The 23,577-nt window shown below is 72.0% G+C and carries 23 protein-coding genes and 1 pseudogene; 8 read left to right on the top strand and 16 right to left on the bottom strand.

All coding sequences use genetic code 11. The annotated features are described in order from the left end of the window. Positions 1–226: 226 nt before the first annotated feature. The 4 genes from AB0G20_RS09890 to AB0G20_RS09875 all read left to right on the top strand — a co-directional run bounded on the left by AB0G20_RS09890 (position 227) and on the right by AB0G20_RS09875 (position 4,314). On the top strand, positions 227–1,195 hold the full coding sequence (locus AB0G20_RS09890) for an acetylxylan esterase (RefSeq protein WP_361298587.1): 969 nt from the start codon (positions 227–229) through the stop codon (positions 1,193–1,195). A gap of 111 nt (positions 1,196–1,306) precedes the next feature. Further along, the gene (locus AB0G20_RS09885; RefSeq protein ID WP_361298584.1) at positions 1,307–2,473 is read left to right on the top strand and encodes a serine hydrolase domain-containing protein; all 1,167 of its coding nucleotides are present in this window, start codon (positions 1,307–1,309) and stop codon (positions 2,471–2,473) included. Positions 2,474–2,603: 130 nt separating this feature from the next. Next, a complete protein-coding gene (locus AB0G20_RS09880) occupies positions 2,604–3,437 on the top strand; it encodes a GntR family transcriptional regulator (RefSeq protein WP_361298581.1) in 834 nt (277 codons plus the stop codon). A gap of 55 nt (positions 3,438–3,492) precedes the next feature. Continuing rightward, complete coding sequence (locus tag AB0G20_RS09875) at positions 3,493–4,314, top strand: alpha/beta hydrolase (RefSeq protein ID WP_361298578.1); 822 nt, start codon at positions 3,493–3,495, stop codon at positions 4,312–4,314. A 37-nt stretch (positions 4,315–4,351) separates the two neighbouring features. Here the strand turns inward: AB0G20_RS09875 and AB0G20_RS09870 are convergent, their stop codons facing one another. Together AB0G20_RS09870 and AB0G20_RS09865 are read right to left on the bottom strand one after the other, a co-directional pair. Further along, on the bottom strand, positions 4,352–5,077 hold the full coding sequence (locus AB0G20_RS09870; RefSeq protein ID WP_361298575.1) for a class I SAM-dependent methyltransferase: 726 nt from the start codon (positions 5,075–5,077) through the stop codon (positions 4,352–4,354). Positions 5,078–5,081: 4 nt separating this feature from the next. Then, entirely contained in the window at positions 5,082–5,645 is a 564-nt protein-coding gene (locus tag AB0G20_RS09865; RefSeq protein WP_361298572.1) for a PadR family transcriptional regulator, read from the bottom strand. A gap of 69 nt (positions 5,646–5,714) precedes the next feature. Here AB0G20_RS09865 and AB0G20_RS09860 point away from each other — a divergent pair, with 69 nt between their 5' ends. The 4 genes and pseudogenes from AB0G20_RS09860 to AB0G20_RS09845 form a co-directional block, all read left to right on the top strand. Next, a complete protein-coding gene (locus AB0G20_RS09860) occupies positions 5,715–6,113 on the top strand; it encodes a nuclear transport factor 2 family protein (RefSeq protein WP_361298569.1) in 399 nt (132 codons plus the stop codon). Positions 6,114–6,183: 70 nt separating this feature from the next. Beyond that, positions 6,184–7,011 carry a class I SAM-dependent methyltransferase gene (locus tag AB0G20_RS09855; protein ID WP_361298566.1) on the top strand — a complete coding sequence of 276 codons (828 nt, stop codon included), beginning with the start codon at positions 6,184–6,186 and terminating at the stop codon, positions 7,009–7,011. 250 nt (positions 7,012–7,261) lie between these two features. Beyond that, positions 7,262–8,404 (top strand): transcription termination factor Rho, encoded by a 1,143-nt coding sequence (gene rho / locus AB0G20_RS09850; RefSeq protein WP_361298563.1) that lies wholly within the window; start codon positions 7,262–7,264, stop codon positions 8,402–8,404. A gap of 89 nt (positions 8,405–8,493) precedes the next feature. Next, positions 8,494–9,378 (top strand): annotated as a pseudogene (locus tag AB0G20_RS09845) (serine hydrolase); the annotation flags it as partial. A gap of 11 nt (positions 9,379–9,389) precedes the next feature. Here the strand turns inward: AB0G20_RS09845 and AB0G20_RS09840 are convergent. The 14 genes from AB0G20_RS09840 to AB0G20_RS09775 all read right to left on the bottom strand — a co-directional run bounded on the left by AB0G20_RS09840 (position 9,390) and on the right by AB0G20_RS09775 (position 23,556). Beyond that, positions 9,390–10,775, bottom strand: a complete 1,386-nt coding sequence (locus AB0G20_RS09840; RefSeq protein ID WP_361298560.1) for a glycosyltransferase 87 family protein — start codon at positions 10,773–10,775, stop codon at positions 9,390–9,392. Further along, the gene (gene mptB, locus AB0G20_RS09835; protein ID WP_361298557.1) at positions 10,772–12,166 is read right to left on the bottom strand and encodes a polyprenol phosphomannose-dependent alpha 1,6 mannosyltransferase MptB; all 1,395 of its coding nucleotides are present in this window, start codon (positions 12,164–12,166) and stop codon (positions 10,772–10,774) included. The genes AB0G20_RS09840 and mptB overlap by 4 nt, the downstream gene beginning before the upstream one ends. Before the next feature lie 230 nt (positions 12,167–12,396). Further along, positions 12,397–13,329 carry a glutaminase gene (locus AB0G20_RS09830; protein WP_361298554.1) on the bottom strand — a complete coding sequence of 311 codons (933 nt, stop codon included), beginning with the start codon at positions 13,327–13,329 and terminating at the stop codon, positions 12,397–12,399. 34 nt (positions 13,330–13,363) lie between these two features. Further along, a complete protein-coding gene (aspA, locus tag AB0G20_RS09825) occupies positions 13,364–14,773 on the bottom strand; it encodes an aspartate ammonia-lyase (RefSeq protein WP_361298551.1) in 1,410 nt (469 codons plus the stop codon). A gap of 120 nt (positions 14,774–14,893) precedes the next feature. Continuing rightward, positions 14,894–15,910 carry an asparaginase gene (locus tag AB0G20_RS09820; RefSeq protein ID WP_361298548.1) on the bottom strand — a complete coding sequence of 339 codons (1,017 nt, stop codon included), beginning with the start codon at positions 15,908–15,910 and terminating at the stop codon, positions 14,894–14,896. 32 nt (positions 15,911–15,942) lie between these two features. After that, complete coding sequence (locus tag AB0G20_RS09815) at positions 15,943–17,385, bottom strand: amino acid permease (protein WP_361298545.1); 1,443 nt, start codon at positions 17,383–17,385, stop codon at positions 15,943–15,945. Continuing rightward, the gene (locus AB0G20_RS09810; protein WP_361298542.1) at positions 17,382–18,119 is read right to left on the bottom strand and encodes a FadR/GntR family transcriptional regulator; all 738 of its coding nucleotides are present in this window, start codon (positions 18,117–18,119) and stop codon (positions 17,382–17,384) included. Before AB0G20_RS09810 ends, AB0G20_RS09815 begins: the two co-directional genes overlap by 4 nt. Positions 18,120–18,228: 109 nt before the next feature. Further along, a complete protein-coding gene (locus tag AB0G20_RS09805; RefSeq protein WP_361298539.1) occupies positions 18,229–19,065 on the bottom strand; it encodes an undecaprenyl-diphosphate phosphatase in 837 nt (278 codons plus the stop codon). A gap of 111 nt (positions 19,066–19,176) precedes the next feature. Next, entirely contained in the window at positions 19,177–19,524 is a 348-nt protein-coding gene (gene crcB, locus AB0G20_RS09800) for a fluoride efflux transporter CrcB (protein WP_361298536.1), read from the bottom strand. Further along, a complete protein-coding gene (locus AB0G20_RS09795; RefSeq protein WP_361298533.1) occupies positions 19,521–19,901 on the bottom strand; it encodes a DUF190 domain-containing protein in 381 nt (126 codons plus the stop codon). The genes crcB (AB0G20_RS09800) and AB0G20_RS09795 overlap by 4 nt, the downstream gene beginning before the upstream one ends. Then, positions 19,898–20,353, bottom strand: coding sequence for a fluoride efflux transporter CrcB (crcB, locus tag AB0G20_RS09790; RefSeq protein ID WP_361298530.1), 456 nt, complete (start codon positions 20,351–20,353; stop codon positions 19,898–19,900). The genes AB0G20_RS09795 and crcB (AB0G20_RS09790) overlap by 4 nt, the downstream gene beginning before the upstream one ends. Before the next feature lie 190 nt (positions 20,354–20,543). Then, positions 20,544–21,503 carry an SMP-30/gluconolactonase/LRE family protein gene (locus AB0G20_RS09785; RefSeq protein WP_361298527.1) on the bottom strand — a complete coding sequence of 320 codons (960 nt, stop codon included), beginning with the start codon at positions 21,501–21,503 and terminating at the stop codon, positions 20,544–20,546. 49 nt (positions 21,504–21,552) lie between these two features. Continuing rightward, positions 21,553–21,810 carry a winged helix-turn-helix domain-containing protein gene (locus AB0G20_RS09780; RefSeq protein WP_361298524.1) on the bottom strand — a complete coding sequence of 86 codons (258 nt, stop codon included), beginning with the start codon at positions 21,808–21,810 and terminating at the stop codon, positions 21,553–21,555. A gap of 186 nt (positions 21,811–21,996) precedes the next feature. After that, a complete protein-coding gene (locus AB0G20_RS09775) occupies positions 21,997–23,556 on the bottom strand; it encodes an arabinogalactan endo-1,4-beta-galactosidase (RefSeq protein WP_361299371.1) in 1,560 nt (519 codons plus the stop codon). Positions 23,557–23,577: the final 21 nt, after the last annotated feature.

Here is a 23,577-nt window from a genome sequence, read left to right as displayed (position 1 = left end):
CACACCACGATGAACCCCAGGTGACCCGATCACCTGCGCGTGACACGCTCCCCGGGGCCGGCACCCCGATCGCGCTCTCACGCCCGTGACCAGCGCGTCACACGCCCCGAGCGGACTGCGGCCCGGAGCCGGACGAGAACAAAGGCCTGGCCAGTCCTCCGATCACCCACGTAGTGTGATCATCCGCACTGCCCCCGTAGTCGCTTCTCACCCAAGGCGGTCCTGCATGGCCCTGTTCGACCTTCCTCTCGACGAACTCCGCGAGTACCGCAGCGCGGCCACCGAGCCCGAGGACTTCGACGCGTTCTGGTCCAAGACCCTGCAGGAGGCGCGCCTCCACGACCTGGACGCCCGCTTCGAACCGGTCGACACGGGCCTGTCCACCGTGCAGGTGCTCGACGTGACGTTCGCCGGTTTCGGCGGTCACCCGGTCAAGGGCTGGCTGACGCTCCCGGCCGGGGCGGACGGACCGCTGCCGCTGGTCGTGGAGTTCATCGGCTACGGCGGCGGGCGCGGACTCCCCCACGAGCACCTGCTGTGGGCGTCCTCGGGCCGGGCGCACTTCGTGATGGACACCCGCGGGCAGGGCAGCGCCTGGGGCGGGGGCGGCGGCACGGCGGACCCGGTGGGCGGTGCGCCCGCGTACCCCGGTTTCATGACCCGCGGCATCGACGCCCCGGAGAACTACTACTACCGCCGGGTCTACACGGACGCGGTGCGTGCCGTCGAGGCGGCCCGCTCGCACCCCCTCACCGACCCGGCGCGCACGGTGGCCGTCGGCTCCAGCCAGGGCGGCGGCATCACGATCGCGGTCGGCGGCCTGGTCCCGGACCTGGCCGGCATCGCGCCGGACGTGCCCTTCCTGTGCGACTTCCCGCGCGCGGCGACGATCACGGACCGGCACCCGTACCGGGAGATCGGCCTGTTCCTCAAGACCCACCGCGGCCGCACCGAGGACGCGCTGCGCACGGTGTCCTACTTCGACGGCGTCCACTTCGCCGCCCGCGGCCGGGCCCCCGCGCTCTTCTCGGCCGCCCTGGAGGACCAGACCTGCCCGCCCTCGACCGTCTTCGCGGCCTTCAACGCCTGGAGCCACGAGGACAAGACCATCGAGGTCTACGACTTCAACGACCACGAGGGCGGCGGCCCCTTCCAGCAGGCGGCCAAGCTGCGCTGGATGCGCTCGTACATCTGATCCGGCCGTTCCCCTCCGTCGGACTTCCACCCGGTCCGACCAGTCGGTACGTTCATCGCGCCCGGGCCGCGACGCGGTGTCCCGGGCCCGGGACGGTCGGCGGAGGGGCTCATGTCCGAGAACGAGACACAGGTGCACGGTCACTGCGACACGCGATTCACGGCGATACGCGCGGCGTTCGAGGAGAACTTCCGGGAGCGGGGGGAACTGGGCGCCGCGGTGGCCGTCACCGTCGGCGGCAGGACCGTGGTGGACCTGTGGGGCGGCTGGGCGGACGCGGCACGTTCCCGGCCCTGGGAGCGGGACACGCTGGTCAACGTGTGGTCCACGACCAAGGGGCCGGTGGCCCTGTGCGCGCACATCCTGGCCGACCGGGGTCTGCTGGACCTGGACGCACCGGTGGCCCTGTACTGGCCCGAGTTCGCCGCCGCGGGCAAGGAGAAGGTCCTCGTCCGGCACCTGCTGTCCCATCGCGCCGGACTGGCCGGTCTGCGTGAGCCGCACTCGCTGGAGCAGCTCTGCGACTGGGAGCTGACCACGCAACGGCTCGCGGCGACCGAACCCTGGTGGGAGCCGGGCACCCGGTCCGGCTATCACGCGCTGACCTACGGCCATCTGGTCGGCGAGGTCGTACGGCGGGTGTCGGGGCTGCGGCCGGGGGCCTTCCTGGCGCGGGAGGTGACGGGACCGCTCGGCATCGACTTCCGTATCGGCCTGCCGGTGCAGGACTTCGCCCGGGCGGCCGAGCTGGTCCAGCCGGCGATCACGGCTACCAGTGAACAGGCAGCCGTCTTCGCCCAGTTGGCGCCCGCGGCCATCGCCGCGCTGACCAACCCAGCGGTGTCCGCCGCCGGGGCCAACACCCCCGGGTGGCGGGCCGCCGAGATCCCCGCGGCGAACGGGCACGGCACCGCACGTGCCGTCGCCGCGCTGTACGGCGTCTTCGCGGGCCGCGGCTCCTTCGGGGGCCACCGTCTGCTGTCCCCCGAGTCGGCCGAGCGGGTGCGCGAGGGGCAGGGCAGCTGCCGGGACCTGGTGCTCGGCGCCGGGTTCGAGCACGAGACGGAGGTGGGGCTCGGACTCTGGCTCAGCGGACCCGACGGCTCGTACGGACCCGACCCGCGCGCTTTCGGACACGACGGCTTCGGCGGCTCCTGCGGGCTCGCCGACCCGGAGGCGGGGGTGTCCCTGGGCTATGTGATGAACCGGATGGGGCCCCGCATCGCCAACGACCCGCGGAAGATGGCCCTGATCGACGCCCTGTACAGCGCGCTGTGAGGGCGGGCGCGGGCGGGCCGGTTTCGGCCGAACCGCCCGGCCGCCCTTCCCAACTGGTTTAGACCAATGCTAGATCTGGTGGCGCACCGAGCCCGTACGGCTACCGAACGTCACCCACAGGAGGGGCGGCATGGCCCGCACCACCCCGCACGACCACCCGCCGGCCGAGGGCGAGCCCCTGTACCGGCGGATCGCGACGGAGTTGCTCGGCGAGCTGCGCGACGGCACGATCCCGCCCGGTGAACGGCTGCCGGGGGAACGGCGGTTGGCCGGGCACTTCGGCGTCAGCCGGGAGACCGTGCGGCAGGCGCTGGAGCTGTTGCGCCGCGACGGTCTCGTCGCCACCGACCGGCGGGGCAGCCACGCCACCCTGCCCGGCCTGCCGGTCGAGACCCCGGCATCGCTCACCTTCCCGGTCGGCGCCCGGGCCGCGACCCCGGGCGGCGTCGCCCGCGCCACCGTCACCTGGGAGGCGCCCCCGGCCGACCACGCCGAGGCCCTGGGGCTGGCCCCCGGCCGCCCGACCCTGATCCACCGCTACCGGTACGCGACCGCTGAGGGCAAGGGCCTGCGGACTGCCGTGACCTCGTTCTCCGCCGTGGCACTGACGGAGGTGAAGGAGCTGGCCCGCTACCGTGACCGCGCCGACGGCACCGCCGCCGCGCAGTTGCGGCGGGTTTACGACTGGATGCGCCGGGCGGGTCTGACCCTGCACCACCGCGACGCCATCACCCCTCTCGCGAGCACGCCGTCGGTGCGGGTCACCCGGCGGGTGCACGACCAGTACGCGCGCCCGCTGGAGATCACCGATCTCGTGGTGGACGCCCAACAGGACGCACTAGTCTACGAGTTCACTCTGCCGAGCCGGGATGTGCCGCCCGCCGCCGCGGAGCGTCCGCAGGCGCGGACCGACGGCCGTCGGTCACTCGTCCGGCGGACTGCTGGCGCGGGTTCCCGGAGATGACGGAGATCATCGAGACACGGCACGGCTCCCCCAGGCAACCCCCGAGAGGATCCCCATGACCACGTTCACGACCTCCGACGGAACCGAGCTCTACTACAAGGACTGGGGCGAAGGGCAGCCCGTGGTGTTCAGCCACGGCTGGCCCCTCAACGCGGACGCGTGGGACGGGCAGGCCCGGCTGGTCGCCGAGCACGGTTTCCGGGCGATCGCACACGACCGCCGCGGCCACGGCCGCTCGGGCCAGCCGTGGCAGGGCAACCACATGGACCGGTACGCCGACGACCTGGCCGAGCTGATCGAGGCGCTGGACCTCGACAACGCGGTCCTGGTGGGCCATTCGACCGGCGGCGGCGAGGTGGCCCGCTACATCGGACGGCACGGGACCGCACGGGTCGCGAAGGCCGTGCTGCTGGGTGCGGTGCCGCCGCTGATGCTGCGGACGGAGGCCAATCCGGAGGGCACGCCCAAGGACGTCTTCGACGGGATCCGCGCCGGCGTCGCGGCGGACCGCTCGCGGTTCTACTGGGAGCTGAGCGAGAGCTTCTACGGCTTCAACCGGCCCGGCGCCGCCGTGTCGGAGGGCATGCGGCGGGCCTTTTGGATGTGGAGCATGCAGGCCGGGCTGAAGGGCGCCTACGACTGCGTCGCACAGTTCTCGGAGACCGACTTCACGGAGGACCTGCGGCGCATCGACGTGCCGACGCTCGTCGCGCACGGGGACGACGACCAGATCGTGCCGATCGCCGCCTCGGCCCACCGGACCGCCCAGCTCGTCAAGGACGCGACGCTGAAGGTGTATCCGGGCGCCCCGCACGGCCTGGTCGGCGACTTCGAGAAGGCGTTCAACGACGATCTGCTGAACTTCCTGCGCGGCTGACCAGTGCCCCCGGCAGCCAACGTTGCCTGCCGGGGCACTAGCCCGGCAGCCGGGCCACGACGAGCCGCACCCGGGGACTGCCGTCCGGTCGCCGCCCGAACTCCGGGAGCGGGTGCAGCTCCACCCGGAAGCCGGCCTCCGCGAGTTCGCGCTGTACGTCCCCGAGGCGGAACGTGCGGTAGTACATGACGAACGGAGGCCGCCAGAGCGCGTTGCGCACCCGCATCACGGTGTCGAAGCCGAGCAGCATCCAGTAGCCGAGCGAGCCCGGGCGGGGCGGGGCGACCAGCGGGAACGCGAAGCAGCCGCCCGGCCGCAGCACGGACCGGACCTGCGCGAAGAGCCCGGGCAGTTCGCGGGGCAGGAAGTGCCCGAAGGCCCCGAAGCTCACCACCAGGTCGAAGGCGGGCGCGAAGGGCAGGGCGCGGGCGTCGGCCCGGACCCAGGAAACCGGCGGGCCCTTCGGCCCGGGCTGCTCCCGCGCGACGTCGAGCATGCCCGCGCTGAAGTCGACGCCGGTGACCCGCTCCCGGCACACTCCCGTCAGCACCCGGACACCGGCTCCGGTGCCGCAGCACAGGTCGAGTCCGGCGTCGAAGGGTCCCACCCGCCGCAGTGCCGAGCCGACGGCGTCGAGGACCGCGTCGGGTGTCCGGAACGGCGTGTGGTCGAACTTCGGCGCGAGGAGGTCGTAGCCGCGCTCGACGGACGACAACGCCTGGACGGCGAGCTCGCGCAGACTGGGGCCTTCGGGGCTGAACATCGGCTCAGCCTAGGGGAGCCCGCTGTTTCAGGACGGTCAGTACGCGCTCGCACCAGCGGACGTTCTCCTCCTCGAAGGCGATGCCTCCCATCAGGGTGAGGTACGGGCCGACCCGGTCGGCCTCCCGGAGGTACTCCTCCTCGCCGCGGCCGGCCAGGAGTCGCTCGCGCACGCGCCGGTAGCGGGCGAGCTTGCCACGGGCCCACGCCTCGCGCTCCTCGACCAGCGCACGGGTCGCGTCCGGGTCCGCGCCGTCCATGGCCTGGATCTTGATGAGGAGTTCGTCGCGGATGGCGGTGGGCCGCCGGGGCGGCGTGGCGGCGAAGGTGTGCAGGTCCTGGCGGCCGGCCTCGGTCAACGTGAACATGCGCTTGTCGGGACGCCGTTCCTGGCGCACCACCCTGGCCTCGATCAGCCCGTCCTGCGCGAGGCGCTCCAGTTCCCGGTAGAGCTGCTGCGGGGTCGAGGCCCAGAAGTTGGCCAGCGACACGTCGAGCACCTTCGACAGCTCGTACCCCGAGGCCTCGCCCTCCAGGAGCGCCGCCAGAACGGCGTACTTGAGAGACATGTGGACACCGTATCAACGGTTGACTAATCTACTCCGCACCTACTCAACAAATTGACTAAGGCGGGTTCGATGCGTGCATTCCGTGAGGCGGTCGAGAAGCTCGACCTCGACGCCGCCGAGGCGCTGCTGGCGCCGGACGTCGCCTTCACCAGCCCGGTCGTGTTCAAGCCGTACGCCGGGAAGGCGATCACGGCGGCGATCCTGCGCGCCGTCTCCGGGGTCTTCCAGGACTTCCGCTACGTGCGCGAGATCAACGACGTGAACGGCCGCGACCACGCCCTGGTCTTCACCGCGCGCGTGGGTGACCGGGAGATCAACGGCTGCGACTTCATCCACGTCGACGACGACGGGCTCATCGACGAATTCACGGTGATGGTGCGCCCGTTGTCGGGTTCCCAGGCTCTCGCGGCGGCCATGGGCGAGCAGTTCGAGCGGATCGCCGAGGAGGCGCGGGCCCGCTCGGTCTGAGCGACGAGTCCGGAGATCCCTTTCGCGCGTTCTCCCGGCGCCCGCGGCCGGTTCACGGTTGGATGTCCTCATGACGTCCGCCGAGCACGACCGGCTGATGCGGGCCAACCAGGCGAACTGGGACGCCCGCACGCCCGTCCATCTCGCCAGCCGCTTCTACGGTCTCGACCAGGACCTCGACCCCGAGCGCTGGTTCGCCCCCTTCGAGTGGGAGGACCTCGGCGAACTGGCCGGGCGTGACGTGCTGCATCTCCAGTGTCATCTCGGCACGGAGACGATCGCCTTCGCGCGGCGCGGCGCCCGGGCCGTCGGCCTGGACTTCTCGGCTGCGTCCGTGGCGGCTGCCCAGGACATCGCGACGCGGGCCGGCGCGGACGTGACGTACGTGCGGGCGAACGTGTACGACGCCGTCGAGGCCCTGGACGGGCGGCGGTTCGACGTCGTCTACACCGGCAAGGGCGCCCTGTGCTACCTCCCCGACCTGGACCGGTGGGCGGAGATCGTCGGCCGACTCCTGCGTCCCGGCGGCCGGTTGTACGTCGTCGAGTTCCATCCCCTGCTCAACTCGCTCGGGCCGAAGCCCGCTCCGGGTGAGGGACCCGAGCTGCTCCTGCGCCACGACTACCTGGGCGGCGCCGGCCCGGTGCACCGCAACGGGACCCACACCTACACGGACGGACCTGCCGTCGATGGCGCCACGGACAGTTACGAGTGGATGCACGGAATGGGCGAGGTCGTCAACGCGTTGACGGATGCGGGACTCGCCGTGCGGCGGCTGCGGGAGGGCGACGAACTTCCCTGGCCGCGCTGGCCGCAGATGGTCCGTACGGAGTCCGGCTGGTGGCGGCTGCCCGAGCCGCGGATCCCGCTGCTGTACGGGCTGCTGGCCACTCGCTGAGGTAGCGCCCGTCCCCCATTCACCGCCATCGGTGGTACAGTGCGAGCAGCACTCGTGCACGCCCCTCTTTGCGGGCGCCGGTGCCAGTTTCCTCTCTCTCCTTCATTTCCAGCACCACGACGAGTTCCGTCGTATCCGAGGTGCTGTTCCCCCGCCGCCCGGAGGCGTGCCACAGGCCCTCCCTTCGCGGCTCTCTCCCCTTCCCTTCGCATGTCCCATGCCTGCCGTCCGTGAAAGGACACACACCACCATGACCACCACACTCGAAAACCGACCCGTCCAGCAGCAGTCCCCGGCCCGGACCACGTCCGGTGTCCTCGACATCGACGCGAGCGGGAAGGGGTACCTGCGCGCCGAGAACTGCCTGCCCTCGCCGGCCGACGCCGCGGTCTCCCCCGCGCTGATCCGCCGGTACGGCCTGCGCAAGGGCGACCTCGTCGAGGGCGTGCGCGGCGACCGGCACGGCCTCTCCGACGTCGTACGGATCGACGGCCGTACGCCCGGGCACCCGCGCGACCGGCGCCACTTCCGGGACCTGACGCCGCTGCATCCGCACGAGCGGCTGCGGCTCGAGCACCCGGCCGCCGGACTGGCCGGACGCGTCGTCGACCTGATCGCACCGGTCGGCAAGGGCCAGCGCGGGCTCATCGTGGCCCCGCCCAAGACCGGCAAGACCGTCCTCCTCCAGCAGCTCGCCGCCGCCGTCACCGGCAACCACCCCGAGTCCCGGCTGATGATGCTGCTGCTCGACGAGCGACCCGAGGAGGTCACCGACATGCAGCGCTGCGTGCGAGGCGAGGTGTACGCCTCGACCTTCGACCGCAGCGCCAAGCAGCACATCGCGCTCGCCGACCTCGTGCTCGAGCGGGCCAAGCGGCGCGTCGAGGCCGGCGAGGACGTCGTGGTCCTGCTCGACTCGCTGACCCGGTTGTGCCGGGCGCACAACAACGCGGCCGCTTCCGGTGGCCGCATCCTCACCGGGGGCGTCGACGCGTCCGCGCTGACCGGCCCCAAGCGGTTCTTCGGTGCCGCCCGCTCGGCCGAGGAGGGCGGTTCCCTCACGATCCTCGCGACCGCCCTGGTGGAGACCGGTTCCCGGGCCGACGGCTTCTACTTCGAGGAGCTGAAGAGCACCGGCAACATGGAGCTCCGGCTGAGCCGGGACCCGGCCTCCCGCCGTGTGTTCCCGGCCGTCGACATCACTCCGTCGGGCACCCGCCGCGAGGAACTCCTGCTGAACCCGGCCGAGTTGGCTGCCGTCCAGGGTCTGCGGCGCGTGCTGCAGGGCCGAGACGGGCAGGGCGGCCTGGAGACCCTCCTGGAGCGGATGCGCGAGACGCCGGACAACGCGACGTTCCTGCGGCGCGTCCAGCCGACCCTGCCCCAGGGCTGACGCACAGGGGATCATCCATCCGGGTGCAAGCGCGCGGAGTGCGGCCCCGTCGCCGCCGTGCGGAGCATGTCCGTTCCTACGTTGATCATATGATCAACGGATTCTCTTCCCGGGTGGCCGTGTCGGCCGGTGCGCTCTGCTGTGCGGGGCTCCTGGCGCTGACGCCCGCGGCGGCGGCCGACCCCGGCGGGGCGGAGCCCACTCCGCCGGGCGGGCCGGGGGCCGCGGCACCGCACCCCTCGCTGCTCTACCGTCCCGGCACCCAGGTCCGCCCGCGCGCCGGGGTGCCTCGCGTCCCGGAGGTCTCCGCGCTGTCCTGGGTGGTGGCCGACGCCCGCACCGGCGAGGTGCTGGCCGCCCACAACGCGCACCGCAAGCTGCCCCCGGCCAGCACTCTGAAGACCCTGTTCGCCCTCACCGTGCTGCCCGGACTGCCGGCGGGCATCCGGCACACGGTCCGCGAGCGCGAGCTCCACGGCATCGGTGCAGGCAGCAGCCTCGTCGGGGTCGCCGAGGGCCGTACGTACCGGATCGCCGACCTGTGGCGCGGGGTCTTCCTCAACTCGGGCAACGACGCCGTGCACGTCCTGGCCGAGCTCAACGGCGGCTGGCGGGTCACGGCCCAGCGGATGCAGGCCAAGGCCCGGGCCCTCGGCGCCCTCGACACCCGCGTGGTCTCACCCGACGGCTACGACGCACCGGGCCAGGTGTCGTCGGCCTACGACCTGGCGGTGTTCGGCCGGGTGGGGCTGCGCAACCCCGACTTCGCCCGGTACTGCGCCACGGTCGAGGCCAGGTTCCCCGGTGGCGGCACCTGGTCGTACCCGATCCTCAACACCAACCGGCTGCTCAGCGGCACCAAGGGCGTGAAGCCGTACCGGGGGCTGATCGGGATCAAGAACGGCTACACCAGCAAGGCCGGAAGCACGCTCGTCGCGGCGGCGCGGCGGGACGGGCGCACCCTGGTCGTGACGGTGATGAACCCTCAGGAGGGCGGCGGGTCCGCCGTGTACGAGGAGGCGCGCTCGCTGCTCGACTGGGGCTTCAGGTCGGCCGGGAAGGTCGAGGCGGTGGGCTCGCTCGGCGCGCCGCCCACACCCGCGCGGCCGGTGACGACGACACCGCCCGCGGTCGCGGCGGCCGTGCCGGAGGAGCACGGGTCCGTCTGGACGGAGGCGGGGCTGATCGCGGGTGCCGCCGGCACGGGCGCGGCGGTCGTGGTGCTGGTGCTGCGGATTCCGGTCCGCAGACCCGGACGGAGCTGACCCACCGGCAGCCACAGCAGCAGGCCCAGGGTGATCCAGGCGTAGGTGTTGCTGCCCAGGAACCCGTCGACACCGGACGCGTCGTCGAACCACAGCCACACCACGCTCGTGCACAGCACCGTGTACAGGGCGCCCGCGGCCCGGGGGCGCCCCGCGCGGACCAGCACGGCGAAGGACGGCAGCAGCCACACCAGATGGTGCACCCATGTGATCGGGCTGACGAGACAGGCGGCGAGGCCGGTCAGGGCGAACGCCGCCGTCCAGTCCCCCGCGACGGCCGCCCGGCGCGTCCGCACCGCCCACACGCCGAGGATCAGCAGGACCACCACCGCCCACACCGCCCGGTCCTCTTCGCCGAGCCGGGCCAGGACGCCCTGCACCGACTGGTTCGAGACGTAGTCGAGGTGCCCCACGCGGTCGGTGTCCCACAGCGCCTCGGTCCAGTAGAAGCGCGAGGCGTCCGGATCCACCCCGGCCGCCAGGGCTGTGGCCCCGAGGGCGACGGCCGTCGCGACCGCCGCCGCGCGCCACCGTCGGGCCACCAGCAGCAGTCCGATGAACAGCGCGGGGGTGAGTTTGACGGCGGCCGCCAGCCCGATACCGACACCCGCCAGGCGTCCGCGTCCGGTGGCGAGCAGCGTCGCGTCGGTGAGGACGAGCGCCAGCAGCAACAGGTTCACCTGGCCGAAGCTGAAGGTGTCGCGAAGCGGTTCGAACAAGGTGAGCAGGCAGGCGAGCAAGGCCCAGCCGAACCAGCCGTGACGCCGCCAGTCCGGCCCGGCGAGCAGGCGCAGGACCACGGCCAGGGCGGCCAGGTTGAGCAGCAGGGCGGCGACGATCGCGGTGTGCAGGCCCAGCAGGGCCATCGGCGCCATGGCGACGGCGGCGAACGGCGGATAGGTGAAGCCGTACGTCGTGCCGGGCACCCGGTAGTCGTAGATGCGGCCGCCGTGGTGGACCCAGGTGTCGATGCTGCCGTAGTAGACGCGCAGGTCGAACCAGTCGCGCAGCAGCGGCACGGTCGCGGTGAAGACCGTCACCAGCGTGGCGAGGGCGAACACCAGCAGCAACCGGCCGCGGTCGGTGCGCGGCAGGGCCGGGGTCATGCGGCGCGTCCCAGCGCCGGGGCGAGTTCCGCCTGGTGGGCCTGCCACAGGACGACGACCGCGAGGGCGCCGCCGCAGACGGCCAGGACGAGTTGCCCCGTGTCCGCCGGGCCGCCGCTGGGCAGGACGCACAGCGCGAGAACGCCGGTCACCGCCGCCATGCGCGGGCGCAGGGACGTACGGGGTGCGGCGGCGGCGATGAGGAACAGGCCCCACAGGGCGTACCAGGGGCGGATCGCCGGGCCGAGCGCGGCCACCGCCGCCAGGGACAGGCCGAGCGCGTACACCGGTCGCAGGCGCAGCCGCAGCCAGATCAGCACGATCGCGACCACGGCGGTCACGATGCCCAGCGCGTGCCAGGCGGGGATCGCCAGCGGGGCGAGATCGCTGCCCAGGTGCTCCAGCAGGGCCTGGGTGGCGCGGCCGAGGAGGGTGGTCAGGGCCCAGTTCTGGGGTGAGACGGGCGTGTTCAGGGCGCCGACCCAGCCGTATCCGGTGCCGGCCGCGGCCGTCGCGGCGACGGTGGTGCCCGCGGCCGCGACGGTGGTCGTCACGAGGGCCTTCGCCGTACTGCGGCCCGCGCGGACCTGGAGGACGACGACGGCGGCAAGACCGAGCACGGCGGGCGCCTTGACCAGGGCGGCGAGGGTGACGAGGACGGCTCCTAGGACGGGCCACCGGCCGAGCGCGGCCACCAGGCCGACGCCGAGCAGGCCGAGCATGACGGCGTCGTTGTGGGCGCCCGCGACCAGGTGCAGCAGGACGAGCGGGTTGAGGGCGCCCAGCCACAGCGCGGCGGACGGGTCGGTGCCGCTGTGGCGGGCGAGGCGGGGCAGCGCGGCCGCCATCAGGGCCACTCCGGCGAGGGCGACGAGCCGCATCCCGAACAGTCCGGCGGGCAGTTCGCCGCGGGTCAGACCCGACAGGGCCGCCGCGACGGCGAGGAACACCGGGCCGTACGGGGCGCCGGTGTGCCGCCAGAGCGGGGCGACCTCGTCGGCGAGCGGACCGCCGAGCCGGGACGGCCCGTGCGCGTAGACGTCCATGTGCGCCTCGACCATCGCCCCCTGGGCGAGGTAGCTGTAGACGTCCCGGCTGAACAGCGGCGGGGCGAGCAGCAGCGGCGCCGCCCAGGCGGCGAGGACGAGCAGCAGGGCGCGGGGAGCGGGTGGTCGCGGCCCGCGGACCAGCCGGCCCAGCAGCGCCCAGGCCGCGATCAGCAGGACGACGCCGAAGTACACGCCGACCAGGCCGAGGGCGGCGCGGGCGGAGGCCGGGTGGAGCAGGTCCCCCACGGGCAGGGCGCCGGCCGTCTCACCGCCCAGCGCCAGGCAGGCGGTACCGGCCAGACCGAGTATCTGGCAGCGGCGGAGATCGACGGGGAAAGCCATGGCCAACACTCGGGCAGCGTGTCAACGGCGCATGACCGCCAGGGGACGCCTCCCTCTCCGGGGAGCGGCCTGCGTGTGACCGGCCGGTGATCAGCGGCCGATGGGATTCCGTCACGGTGACGGTCCCACCACCATGAGCGCACCGACGAACGGACGTGATCCCCTGCCCACCGGCTCCGCATACGCGAAGGTCAACGGCCTGGAGAGGAGGGTCCCGGGCGCGCCGCCGGTCAGAACACGGACAGACCCGTCAGGGTCGTGAACCGGTCGAGCGCCGCCACGCCGGCCACCGAGTTGCCCCGCTCGTCCAGGCCCGGGCTCCACACGCACAGGGTGCAACGGCCGGGCACGACCGCGATGATGCCGCCGCCCACACCGCTCTTGCCGGGCAGGCCCACGCGGTACGCGAAGTCGCCCGCCGCGTCGTACGTGCCACAGGTCAGCATGATCGCGTTGATCTGCTTGGCCTGGCTGCGGCTGAGCAGGCGGGTGCCGTCGGCGCGGATGCCGTGCCGGGCGAGGAAGCTCGTGGCGAGGGCGAGGTCGGCGCAGGACGCGGCGATCGAGCACTGGCGGAAGTACTGCTCCAGGAGCGTCGGAACGGGGTTGTCGATGTTGCCGTACGACGCCATGAAGTGGCCGAGCGCGGCGTTGCGGTCGCCGTGGGCGGACTCGGACGCGGCGACCTCCTTGTCGAAGGTCAGCTCCGGGTTGCCGCTCTCCGCCCGCAGGAACGCCAGCAGTTCGCCCGAGGCGTCGCCGGTGCGGGTGTGCAGCCGGTCGGTGACGACGAGGGCGCCGGCGTTGATGAACGGGTTGCGCGGGATGCCGTTCTCGTACTCCAGCTGGACGAGGGAGTTGAAGGGGTTGCCGGAGGGCTCGCGGCCCACGTGCTCCCACAGGGCGTCGCCCTCACGGGACAGGTCGAGGGCGAGGGTGAAGACCTTGGTGAGGGACTGCGCGGAGAAGGGCTGCCGCCAGTCCCCCACCCCGTACACCGTGCCGTCGAGGTCGGCGACGGCCATGCCGAAGCGCCGCGGGTCGCAGGCGGCGAGCGCCGGGATGTAGTCGGCGGGCCGGCCGCGGCCGGGGGTCCGCTCGACCTCCTCGGCGATGCGCTCCAGGACCGGCTGGAAGGTCGTCGACGATGTCATGATCACCATTGTCCCTCTGCCGGTCCCGGTGCGCTCTCACAGGTCAGGCCGGGGCCCGGCCGCTGCCCGCCAGGACCTCGGGGCGCAGCAGGCCGGCGAGTGTCTCGGCGGGGAGCAGGCCCTTCTCCAGGACGAGTTCGGCGACGCCCCGGCCGGTGGCGAGGGCCTCCTTGGCGATGTCGGTGGCGGCCGTGTAGCCGATGTGCGGGTTGAGGGCGGTGACCAGGCCGATGGAGTTCTCGACGCTCGTGCGCAGCGCCTCGGTGTTGGCGGTGATGCCGGACACGCAGCGCTCGGCCAGGGTCACGCACGCGCTCTGCAGATGCGTGATGGACTCCGACAGGGAGTGCAGGATGATCGGCTCGAACGCGTTGAGCTGGAGCTGTCCGGCCTCGGCTGCCATGGTGATGGTGACGTCGTTGCCGATGACCTCGAAGGCGACCTGGTTGACGACCTCGGGTATCACCGGGTTGACCTTGCCGGGCATGATGGACGAACCGGCCTGCACGGGCGGCAAGTTGATCTCGCCGAGCCCGGCGCGCGGGCCCGAGGACAGCAGCCGCAGGTCGTTGCAGCTCTTGGACAGCTTGACCGCGATGCGCTTGAGCACGCCGGACATCTGCACGAAGGCGCCGCAGTCCTGGGTCGCCTCGACCAGGTTGGCCGCCGTCACCAGGGGCAGTCCGGTGATGGCCGCGAGGTGGCGGCGAGCCGCCTCGGCGTATCCGGCGGGGGCGTTGAGGCCGGTGCCGATCGCGGTGGCGCCGAGATTGATCTCGTGGATCAGCTGGACGGCCTCGGCGAGACGGGACCGGTCCTCGTCCAGCATGACGGCGTACGCGGAGAACTCCTGACCCAGCGTCATGGGTACCGCGTCCTGCAACTGCGTACGGCCCATCTTGAGCACGTCGCGGAACTCGACGGCCTTGTGGGCGAACGTGTCCTGAAGGACGGACATCGCGTCGAGCAGCCCGCGCACCGCGAACACCGTCGCGATCTTGACGGCGGTCGGGTAGACGTCGTTGGTGGACTGGCCGAGGTTGACGTCCTCGTTCGGGTGCAGGAACCGGTACTCGCCCTTGGCGTGGCCCAGCAGTTCCAGCGCCCGGTTCGCCACGACCTCGTTGGCGTTCATGTTGGTGGAGGTGCCGGCGCCGCCCTGGACGACGTCGACGACGAACTGGTCGTGCAGCTTGCCGTCGCGGATCTCACGGCAGGCCTCGACGATGGCGGCGGCCTTCTTCGGATCCAGCAGGCCGAGTTCCTCGTTGGCGAGGGCGGCGGCCTCCTTGACGGCGGCGAGGGCGTCGATCAGGTGCGGGTAGGCGGAGATGGGCATGCCCGTGATGGGGAAGTTCTCCGTGGCCCGCAGGGTGTGCACACCCCAGTACGCATCGGCGGGAACGTCACGGTCGCCGAGCAGGTCGTGCTCGGAGCGGGTGGCGGCGGTCATGACGGTGAGGGTCCTCTTCTCTGAGGTACAGGGTGGGTGGGGCCCCTGAAAGGGGCGCGGGGAACTGCGCGACCAGCCACATGCGGCCCGCAGCCGCCGGCGGGGAGATCCGGCACGGCGTCAGGCGCGGGCCGCCCCGGCGACCGGCTCCAGCGAGCGGACGGGCCGCACCCGCCCGACCTCCCGACCGCCTCCGAGCAGCGCCTCTCCCTGGAACTCGGTGAGCAGCTCCGGGTCGACACCGGCCCAGGCCAACGCGGCGGCAGCCACCGGCACCCGCGCCCGGTTCGCACCGTCGGCGATCTTCACGGCGACGGCCCGCCCGTCGGGCAGCGCGGCGACCTGTACGCCCTCGAAGCCGTCCTTGGTGAGCAGCCCGGGTACGGCCCGCATCAGCGCGGCGACGTCCCGGCCGGAGCCGGAGGCCATCTCGGCGTGCTCGCGCATGGCGTCGGCCACCCGCGCCTCGGGCGTACCCGGCGCGGCGCCGGCGATCCGGGCGGTGGCCCGGGCGAGGCCGTGCAGGGAGATGGAGTACAGGGGCGCGCCGCAGCCGTCGACGGTGACCCCGGCGATGCGCTGCCCGGTGAGGTCCTCGACGATCTCGGCGACGGCCTGCTGGAGCGGGTGGCCGGGGTCGAGGTAGTTCTCCAGGGGCCAGCCGTTGAGGGTGCAGGTGTAGAGCATGGCCGCGTGCTTGCCGGAGCAGTTCTGGGCCAGCCGTGAGGGCATCCGGCCCTCGCGCACCCAGGCGTCCCGGACGACCGGGTCGAACGGCAGGTCCGGGACGTTGCGCAGGTGGTCCTCGGTGAGCCCGGCGAGTTCGAGGATGCGCCGGGCCCCGGCGAGGTGGCGTTCCTCGCCGGAGTGGCTGGCCGCCGTCAGCGACAGCAGTTCGCCGTCGAGCGGCAGTCCCGCCCGGGCCATGGCCACGGCCTGGACGGGCTTGATCGCGGAGCGCGGATAGAAGGCGGCCTCGATGTCTCCGATCTGGAGCCGGACCTCTCCGTCGGCGTCGAGGACGACGACGGAGCCGTAGTGGATGCCTTCGACGATTCCGCCGCGGATGAGGTGGGCGACGGGGGCGTGGACGGGTTCACGGACAAGGGGTGCGTCCGCGAGAGAACTGCTGAACATCACTGCCTGTTTCTCGTGGAGCGGCGCGTTCCTCACGCGTCGGCTCCGGTGGTGGACTTGCGCGCGACACGGCCGCGGATGCCGAACCATCCGGCGACCAGGACCCCGACGATCAGCGGCAGGCACAGCACGGTGGTGCGTCCCGCGCCGCCGTCGGCGTACATGAGGACCAGGACGGAGGCGAGGAAGGCCAGCGTCACGATCTCGGTCCAGGGAGAGCCCGGGAGACGGTAGCCCGGGCGGGTCAGCTCGCCCTTCTGGGTCTTCTGCCAGAAGAGGAGGTGACAGATCATGATCATGCCCCAGGTGGCGAGGATGCCGATCGCTGCGAAGTTCAGCACGATCTCGAACGCCTCGGCGGGCACGACGAAGTTGAGGCCGACGCCCAGCACACAGATGCCGCTGGTGAGCAGGATGCCGCCGTAGGGGACCTGGCTGCGGCTCATCACCGAGGTGAACTTCGGGGCGGATCCGGACATGGCCATGGAGCGCAGGATGCGGCCGGTGGAGTACAGGCCGGAGTTGAGGGAGGACATCGCGGCCGTGAGGACGACGAGGTTCATCACGCCGCCCGCCGCCGGGACGCCGATGTTGGACAGCACCGTCACGAAGGGGCTCTCGCCGGCGGTGTACTTGTTCCAGGGCAGCAGCATCGACAGCAGGACGACCGAGCCGACGTAGAACACGCCGACCCGCCACATGATCGAGTTGATCGCCTTGGGCATGATCTTCTCGGGGTTCTCGGTCTCACCGGCGGCGACACCGACCAGCTCGACGGAGGCGTAGGCGAAGACGACGCCCTGGATGATCAGCAGCATGGGCAGCAGGCCGTGCGGGAAGACGCCGCCGCTGTCGCCTATCAGGGACGGGCCGGGGCTGTGACCGTCGACGGGGTGCTGGGTGACCAGCAGGAAGATGCCGATGCACATGAAGACGACCAGCGCGCCGACCTTGACGATCGCGAACCAGAACTCCAGTTCGCCGAAGATCTTCACCGAGATGAGGTTCACGGTGAGCACCACGGCCAGCGCGATCAGCGCGATGACCCACTGCGGGACGTCGGAGAACATGCCCCAGTAGTGGGTGTAGGTGGCGACGGCGGTGATGTCGGCGATGCCGGTGGTCGCCCAGTTGAGGAAGTACATCCAGCCGGCGGTGTAGGCGCCCTTCTCCCCCATGAACTCACGCGCGTAGGACACGAAGGCGCCGGAGGAGGGCCGGTACAGCACGAGCTCGCCGAGGGCGCGTACGACGAGGAAGGCGAAGAGGCCGCAGACCGCGTAGGCGATGAAGAGGGAGGGGCCGGCGTCGGCGAGGCGGCCGCCGGCACCGAGGAAGAGGCCGGTGCCGATGGCTCCGCCGATGGCGATCATGTTGACGTGCCGGGACTTGAGGGACTTGCTGTAGCCCTCGTCGCCGGCGTCGACATGGCCGGAACGTTTCTGCACGCCGTCGTGCAGGGACTGCTCGCTCACGCCTGGGGTTCGCCTTCCGTGGGGAGGTCCGAGTCCGTGCGCGGGGAACGCACGATGTCGGTGAGGGTGGTCTCGACGCGGTCGAGGTGGTGGGCCATGGCCTCCACCGCGTCGTTCTCGGAACCGTCGATCAGCGCCTCGACGATCGCCCGGTGCTCGCGGTTGGACTGCTCGCGGCGGCCGCCCAGCTCGTTGAGGAAGGCCGACTGGCGGGCCAGTGCGTCCCGGATCTCCTCGATGACCCGGCGGAAGACCGGGTTCTGGGCGGCCTCGGCCACGGCGAGGTGGAACAGCGTGTCCATCGCGACCCAGGCGGTGGTGTCCGTCTCCCGTTCCATACGGTCCAGGAGGTGGGCCAGGTGGTCGAGGTTCTCCGGGGTGCGGCGCCGGGCCGCGTACCCGGCGACCGGGATCTCGACGTGGCGGCGCACCTCCAGCAGGTCGCTGGCGGCGTAGTCGCCGAAGGTGGGGTCCTCGACGGTGCTGGCCACGACGAACGTGCCCTTGCCGGTCCTGGACACGGTCAGACCCATGGTCTGCAGCGCCCGCAGCGCCTCGCGCAGCACCGGCCGGGAGACCTCGAGGGTGCGGCACAGCTCCGCCTCGGAGGGGAGCTTGTCGCCGATGGCGTACTCGCCCCGTTCGATGGCGTCGCGCAGGTAGGCCAGTACCGCTTCCATGGCACTGACGCGCCGCACGGGCTGTCCGGCTGTCCGGCTGTCTGACAGGTTCACGGGAGTGATCCTGCGGGGCCCGGGAGGCCCCTGTCAAGGGGTCCGCGGCGGACCTTCAGGGGGTGGGAAGCCCACGTTCCAGCTTCCGCCCCCGGGCCGCCGTGGACGCTCAGCTACTGAGCACACCCGCTCCCAGCAGGCCGAACAGCAGCACTCCCACGACGATCCGGTAGATCACGAAGGCGTTGAAGGAGTGCTTGGCGACGAACTTCAGCAGCCAGGCGATGGAGGCGTAGGCCACGACGAACGACACGGCCGTGCCGACGGCGAGCGGCGCCACGCCCACCCCGGTGCCCAGGGCGTCCTTGAGCTCGTAGAGGCCGGCGCCGGTCAGGGCGGGGATGCCGAGGAAGAAGGAGAGCCGGGTGGCGGCCACGCGGTCCAGGTCGAGGATCAGGGCCGTGGACATGGTGGCACCGGAGCGGGAGAAGCCGGGGAAGAGCAGGGCGAGGATCTGGGAGCTGCCGACCAGCATCGCGTCCTTGAAGGAGGTGTCGTCCTCGCCGCGCTTGTGCCGGCCCATCTGGTCCGCCGCCCACATGACCCCGCTGCCGACGATCAGCGAGCCGGCCACCACCCACAGCGAGGCGAGCGGCCCCTCGATGAGCGGCTTGGCGGCGAGTCCGACGACGACGATCGGGACGGTGGCGCAGATGACCCACCAGGCGAACTTGTAGTCGTGGTGGTAGCGCTCCTCGCGGTCACGCAGACCCCTCCCCCAGGCCGAGACGATCCGCACGATGTCCTTGAAGAAGTACACGAGCACCGCGGCGATCGCGCCGACCTGGATGACGGCCGAGAACCCGACCACGGCGCCGTCGTCGACGGGAATGCCCATGAGCCCCTCGACGATCTTCAGATGGCCGGTGGAGGAGACGGGCAGGAACTCGGTCACCCCCTCGACGGCTCCGAGGACGACGGCCTGACCGACGCTGATGACGCTCATGGGATCCAGTTCTGGTCGTGGGAGGCGGGGCGCGGAGGGGACAGTCCTACCTCACGCGGGCAAGGACGACTCTCACGTACACGCCCCGCCCGCACCCCTCGCGGACGCGCCTCACATGCGCGCGAGCGCCGCCCCCGCGAACGCCGCCCCGAGACCGGCCACCACGGTCGCCGCCACGTTGACGGCGGCCTGGCGGCGAGCCCCGGTCTCGGCCAGGCGCAGGGTCTCGTAGGAGAACGTCGAGTACGTCGTCAGGGCCCCGCACAGACCGGTGCCGAGCAGCAGCTGAAGGTGTGTGGCGGCTCCGGCGAGCAGGCCGAGGATCAGGGAGCCGGTGACGTTCACCGTGAAGGTGCCCCAGGGGAAGACCGAGTCGTGCCGCGCCTGGACCGCCCGGTCGGTGAGGTAGCGCAGCGGGGCGCCGACCATCGCGCCTCCGACGACCAGCAGCCAGTTCACAACGACTTCTTACCCTTCCCATCGGTTCCGCCCGGGGCGTCCTCGCGGCTCGTGTACCGCATGACCTCGCAGTCGTCGAGCGTCACCAGCCCCTCGGTGACCAGTTCGTCGAGCTGCGGCAGGAACGCGCGGACGCGTGACTCGGTGTCGACGATCACCACGGCGATCGGCAGGTCCTCGCTCAGGGACAGCAGCCGCGAGGTGTGGATCAGGGAGGAGCCGCCGAAGCCCTCGATGCCGCGGAAGACGCTGGCACCCGCGAGGCCCGCCGCGTGGGCCCGGTGGACGATCTCCGAGTAGAGGGGCTTGTGGTGCCAGGTGTCGCTCTCGCCGATGAAGACGGTCAGGCGCAGGGCTCTGCCGGTCAGCCTCGTCATCGTTGCCTCCCTCGCAGGACACGGCGGGTCGCCCCGGCCGCGAGCCACACCGCTGTGAGCGCCGCGAGCGGGGTCGCGGCGAGGTAGGCCAGACCGGTTCCGGCATGGCCGCCGTCGATGAGATTCCGGATGTCGACGGCGTACGTCGAGAAGGTGGTGAACCCGCCGAGGACGCCGGTGCCGAAGAAGGGGCGGACGAGGGGGTGGGCGATCCGGATCTCGGTGATGACCACCATGAACACGCCGATCACGGCGCAGCCGGCGATGTTGACCCAGAAGGTCGTCCAGGGGAAGCCGCCCGCGGGCGCGGGCCACCAGAGGGAGGCGGCGTAGCGGGCGGCCGCCCCCGCTCCCCCGCCCAGGGCCACGACCGCGACGACGGGCGCCTGGGAGCGCCAGGAAGGCCGCCGGGGGGTGGCGGCCGGGACGCGGAGGCTCTCAGGGGATGTCATGGGGGTGTGTCTCCTACTCGCCGGGAGCCCGGGGCGTTACGGGCGCGTGCCGTCGCAAGTAGGGACCGTTGGCGGCGTCGCTGCCGCGGTTCGGGTACGGCGGGCCCCACCGCCGCGCCGCGAGGGGTCGCGGCCGGAGTTCAGGTTAACCCCGGGGCGGGGTGGGGTCACTCCGAGGCGGGCGGTGACGTCACTTCGGGGCAGGTGGCTCGCAGACCGCCACGCCCCGTTCCCAGACGCTGCCCAGGACCAGGCGCCCGCCCGCTTCGCAGACGCTGGTGGCCATGCGGTAGCCGGAGCGGCGGCGGGCGAGGTGGTGGACGACACGGCCCTCGTCGTCGAAGGCCTGGAGGGCGACCGTGCCGGTGGGGCGGAACGGGGCGCGTACGGCCATGCGCGCGGCGGCGGCGCGGACGCCGGGCGCGCCGCGGTGGAGCAGGTCGAGGGCCGGGACGCGGGGTCCGGCGAGCGCGACCCAGATCGGTCCGTCGGGTGCGCCGCGCCAGAGGTTGTCGGGCATGCCCGGCAGGTTCTCGGCGAACGGCTCGCTCCGTCCGGCCTTCGGCCCGGTGAGCCAGTGGCGCAGGAGCCGGTATCCGCCGGTCTCCGCGATGACGAGGAAGGACTCGTCCGCGCCGACGGCGACCCCGTTGGCGAACTGCAGGCCGTCCAGCACCACCTCGGGCGTGTCGCCGCCGGGGGCGAGCCGCAGCAGCCGTCCGGTCCCGGTGTGTTCGACGATGTCGCCGATCCAGTGCTCCAGGGGGTACCGGCGGCTGGAGACGGTGAAGTAGACGCTGCCGTCGGAGAGGGACACGGCGTTGCTGCAGAAGCGCAGCGGCTCCCCCGCCACCGAGTCGGCGAGGATCCGGACCGTGCCGTCGCCGGTGTCGACGCGCAGCAGTCCGCGTTCGGCGTCGCACACCAACAGGTCGCCGTCCGGGAGGAGTTCGAGCCCGAGCGGCCTGCCGCCGGTCTCGGCGATCACCTCGACGCGGGCCTCGACCGGGTCGGCGAGGGCGTCGAGCCGCAGGATGCGGCCGTCCGCGACGCCGGTGAGGACGCGGCCGCGCGGGTCGGCGACCACGTCCTCGGGGCCGGGGCCCACCGCGACGTAGTGGCAGGGGACGAGTTCCGTGGGACGGTCCATTGCGCGCGTGTCCTTCACCATCGGGGGCGATACCGCCGTACCGGGTCGCCTACCAGCCCTTCTCAAACATCCGGGCGACCTCGGCGATCCGCATGTCGTCGCGGTGGTAGCGCACGCGGCCCGCGGACCTGCTGGTGCGCAGCATGCCGGTGGCCTCGAGCAGCCGGAGATGGGTGACGGCGACCGGGCGCGGTATCGAGAACCGCTCGGCGACGGCGTCCGCGGTGACACCGTCCGCCGCGGGACCGGGGTCCCGCAGCCAGGCCAGGATGCGGAGCCGGGTCTCGTCCGTGGGTGTCCTCAGCATGTCGTGCCCCTGCCTCGCGGTTCGCCCTCTCACCGCGTGTTCCCACTGTCTCGCAGTCGACGCCTCGGCGTCCCGGGCTTCGGCATCGTTGACCGATACCGAACTGCGGTATCACAGAGCGGAGTTCGGACAGGCGGGCGACGTGGAGAAGAGGCCCCGGGAAGCCGGGGCCCCCTCGCCGTGGGATCAGCGGTGCCGGAACCAGGACATCGACGAGAGCGCCCGGTCGTCGTAGCCGAACAGGGCCTGGTTCTCCCAGGCGTTGCCGGAGGCCGCGTCGATCGGGTCCCAGCCGTTGCCGGCGACCGCGGTCCAGGTCGCCTCCCAGTAGAAGGCGCCGAGTCCGCGGCCGTTCGGGACGGCCTCCACGATGCTCATCATGTCGTTCATCCACCGCGTCTGGCCGGCCAAGCTCGCCGGGTAGCCGGAGACCAGCTCGTCGCCGGTGTTGATGATGTTCTCGTGGGCGTCCTCGCTGTCCAGGCGGAACGGGTAGGCGGTCTCGGCGACGAAGACCGGCTTGCCGTAGCGGGAGGCCGCGTCGTCGAGGGTCGCCTGGAAGTCGGCCAGGGTGCCGTGCCAGTAGCCGTAGAAGGACAGGCCGATCGCGTCGAACTTCACGCCGTTCGAGCGTGCGCTGTCGAACCACCAGCGGGTGCCCTCCAGGTCACCGCCCTCGGCGAGGTGCAGGGCCACGGTGGTCGAGGAGCTGACCGCCTTGACCGCGTCGTAGCCGGAGTTGAGCAGGCCGGCCAGCTGCGTCCAGTTGGACGTGGATCCCTCGTTCCACAGCATGCCGCCGTTGATCTCGTTGCCGACCTGGACCATGTCGGCGGCGGTGCCCTGCGCCTTCAGGGCGTTCAGCACGTCGTACGTGTGGTTGTACACGTCCGTCTTCAGTTGACCGTACGAGTGTCCGGCCCAGGCGGCGGGCTTGTCCTGGCGTCCCGGGTCGGCCCAGAAGTCCGAGTAGTGGAAGTCGACCAGCAGCTTCATGCCCTGCGCCTTGACGCGCTTGGCCGTGGCCAGGACGCGGGCCTTGTTGTTGTAGCCGTCGGCCGGGTTCACCCAGACCTTGAGGCGCGCGTAGTTCATGCCGTTCGACTTGAGGACGGCCAGGGGGTCGCCGGCGGTGCCCGAACTGTTCCGGTAGACGCCGCCCTTGGCCTCGCTCTTGGCCAGCGACGAGATGTCGGCACCCTTGATCGACGTACCGGACGTTCCCGACGTGAAGGTCAGGTCGTCGACATTGATCCAGTTGCCCGCGTTCGCGTCACTGTTGACGCTGATCGTGCACTGGTTGCCGGTCACCTGGACCGGCACGACGATCCTGATCCACCCACTGGCCGAGACCGGCAGGTCGGTGCGCTGCTCGGCGCCGCCGCAGTTCTTCAGCGCCAGGTACGAGGACTTCTGCCCGCCGCCGGAGCGCACCCAGGCGGTGAGCTTGTAGTTCCCGTTGGTGAGTCCGGACAGGTACTGGTAGGTCTCCACCTTGTAGGCCGACGAGGACCAGTGGCTGAGGCGGTGGCTGCCGCCGTGGCCGCCGGACTCGGCGAAGGAGGCGCCGGTGTCGCCGTACTCGGACCAGCCGCTCGGGGTCGCGGCGCCCGCGCCGTCGGCTTCGAAGCCGCCGTTGGTCAGTGTGCTCGCGGCGTGGGCGGAGGTGGCGGGCAGGGCGGTGAGGGCGAGTCCTGCGGCCAGCGGGAGCAGCAGGGCCCTGAGGGTGCGTCTGGGATGGAACATCATCGTCCGTCGTCCCTTCGA

It is taken from the genome of Streptomyces sp. NPDC024017, assembly GCF_040638895.1.
Lineage (GTDB): Bacteria > Actinomycetota > Actinomycetes > Streptomycetales > Streptomycetaceae > Streptomyces.
Note: the sequence above shows the minus strand (reverse complement) of the source record. Positions and strands in the feature narration are given on the sequence as shown.

What these genes read in the sequence shown, in the direction of transcription:
- AB0G20_RS09860 (WP_361298569.1), top strand. Translation starts at nt 5,715, where the DNA reads ATGCGTGCATTCCGTGAGGCGGTCGAGAAGCTCGACCTCGACGCCGCC.
- aspA (WP_361298551.1), bottom strand. Translation starts at nt 14,773, where the DNA reads ATGACCGCCGCCACCCGCTCCGAGCACGACCTGCTCGGCGACCGTGAC.
- AB0G20_RS09865 (WP_361298572.1), bottom strand. Translation starts at nt 5,645, where the DNA reads ATGTCTCTCAAGTACGCCGTTCTGGCGGCGCTCCTGGAGGGCGAGGCC.
- AB0G20_RS09880 (WP_361298581.1), top strand. Translation starts at nt 2,604, where the DNA reads ATGGCCCGCACCACCCCGCACGACCACCCGCCGGCCGAGGGCGAGCCC.
- AB0G20_RS09885 (WP_361298584.1), top strand. Translation starts at nt 1,307, where the DNA reads ATGTCCGAGAACGAGACACAGGTGCACGGTCACTGCGACACGCGATTC.
- AB0G20_RS09785 (WP_361298527.1), bottom strand. Translation starts at nt 21,503, where the DNA reads ATGGACCGTCCCACGGAACTCGTCCCCTGCCACTACGTCGCGGTGGGC.
- AB0G20_RS09805 (WP_361298539.1), bottom strand. Translation starts at nt 19,065, where the DNA reads ATGAGCGTCATCAGCGTCGGTCAGGCCGTCGTCCTCGGAGCCGTCGAG.
- AB0G20_RS09870 (WP_361298575.1), bottom strand. Translation starts at nt 5,077, where the DNA reads ATGTTCAGCCCCGAAGGCCCCAGTCTGCGCGAGCTCGCCGTCCAGGCG.
- AB0G20_RS09820 (WP_361298548.1), bottom strand. Translation starts at nt 15,910, where the DNA reads ATGTTCAGCAGTTCTCTCGCGGACGCACCCCTTGTCCGTGAACCCGTC.
- AB0G20_RS09830 (WP_361298554.1), bottom strand. Translation starts at nt 13,329, where the DNA reads ATGGTGATCATGACATCGTCGACGACCTTCCAGCCGGTCCTGGAGCGC.
- mptB (WP_361298557.1), bottom strand. Translation starts at nt 12,166, where the DNA reads ATGGCTTTCCCCGTCGATCTCCGCCGCTGCCAGATACTCGGTCTGGCC.
- AB0G20_RS09890 (WP_361298587.1), top strand. Translation starts at nt 227, where the DNA reads ATGGCCCTGTTCGACCTTCCTCTCGACGAACTCCGCGAGTACCGCAGC.
- AB0G20_RS09795 (WP_361298533.1), bottom strand. Translation starts at nt 19,901, where the DNA reads ATGACGAGGCTGACCGGCAGAGCCCTGCGCCTGACCGTCTTCATCGGC.
- AB0G20_RS09855 (WP_361298566.1), top strand. Translation starts at nt 6,184, where the DNA reads ATGACGTCCGCCGAGCACGACCGGCTGATGCGGGCCAACCAGGCGAAC.
- AB0G20_RS09780 (WP_361298524.1), bottom strand. Translation starts at nt 21,810, where the DNA reads ATGCTGAGGACACCCACGGACGAGACCCGGCTCCGCATCCTGGCCTGG.
- AB0G20_RS09840 (WP_361298560.1), bottom strand. Translation starts at nt 10,775, where the DNA reads ATGACCCCGGCCCTGCCGCGCACCGACCGCGGCCGGTTGCTGCTGGTG.
- AB0G20_RS09775 (WP_361299371.1), bottom strand. Translation starts at nt 23,556, where the DNA reads ATGTTCCATCCCAGACGCACCCTCAGGGCCCTGCTGCTCCCGCTGGCC.
- AB0G20_RS09875 (WP_361298578.1), top strand. Translation starts at nt 3,493, where the DNA reads ATGACCACGTTCACGACCTCCGACGGAACCGAGCTCTACTACAAGGAC.
- rho (WP_361298563.1), top strand. Translation starts at nt 7,262, where the DNA reads ATGACCACCACACTCGAAAACCGACCCGTCCAGCAGCAGTCCCCGGCC.
- crcB (WP_361298530.1), bottom strand. Translation starts at nt 20,353, where the DNA reads ATGACATCCCCTGAGAGCCTCCGCGTCCCGGCCGCCACCCCCCGGCGG.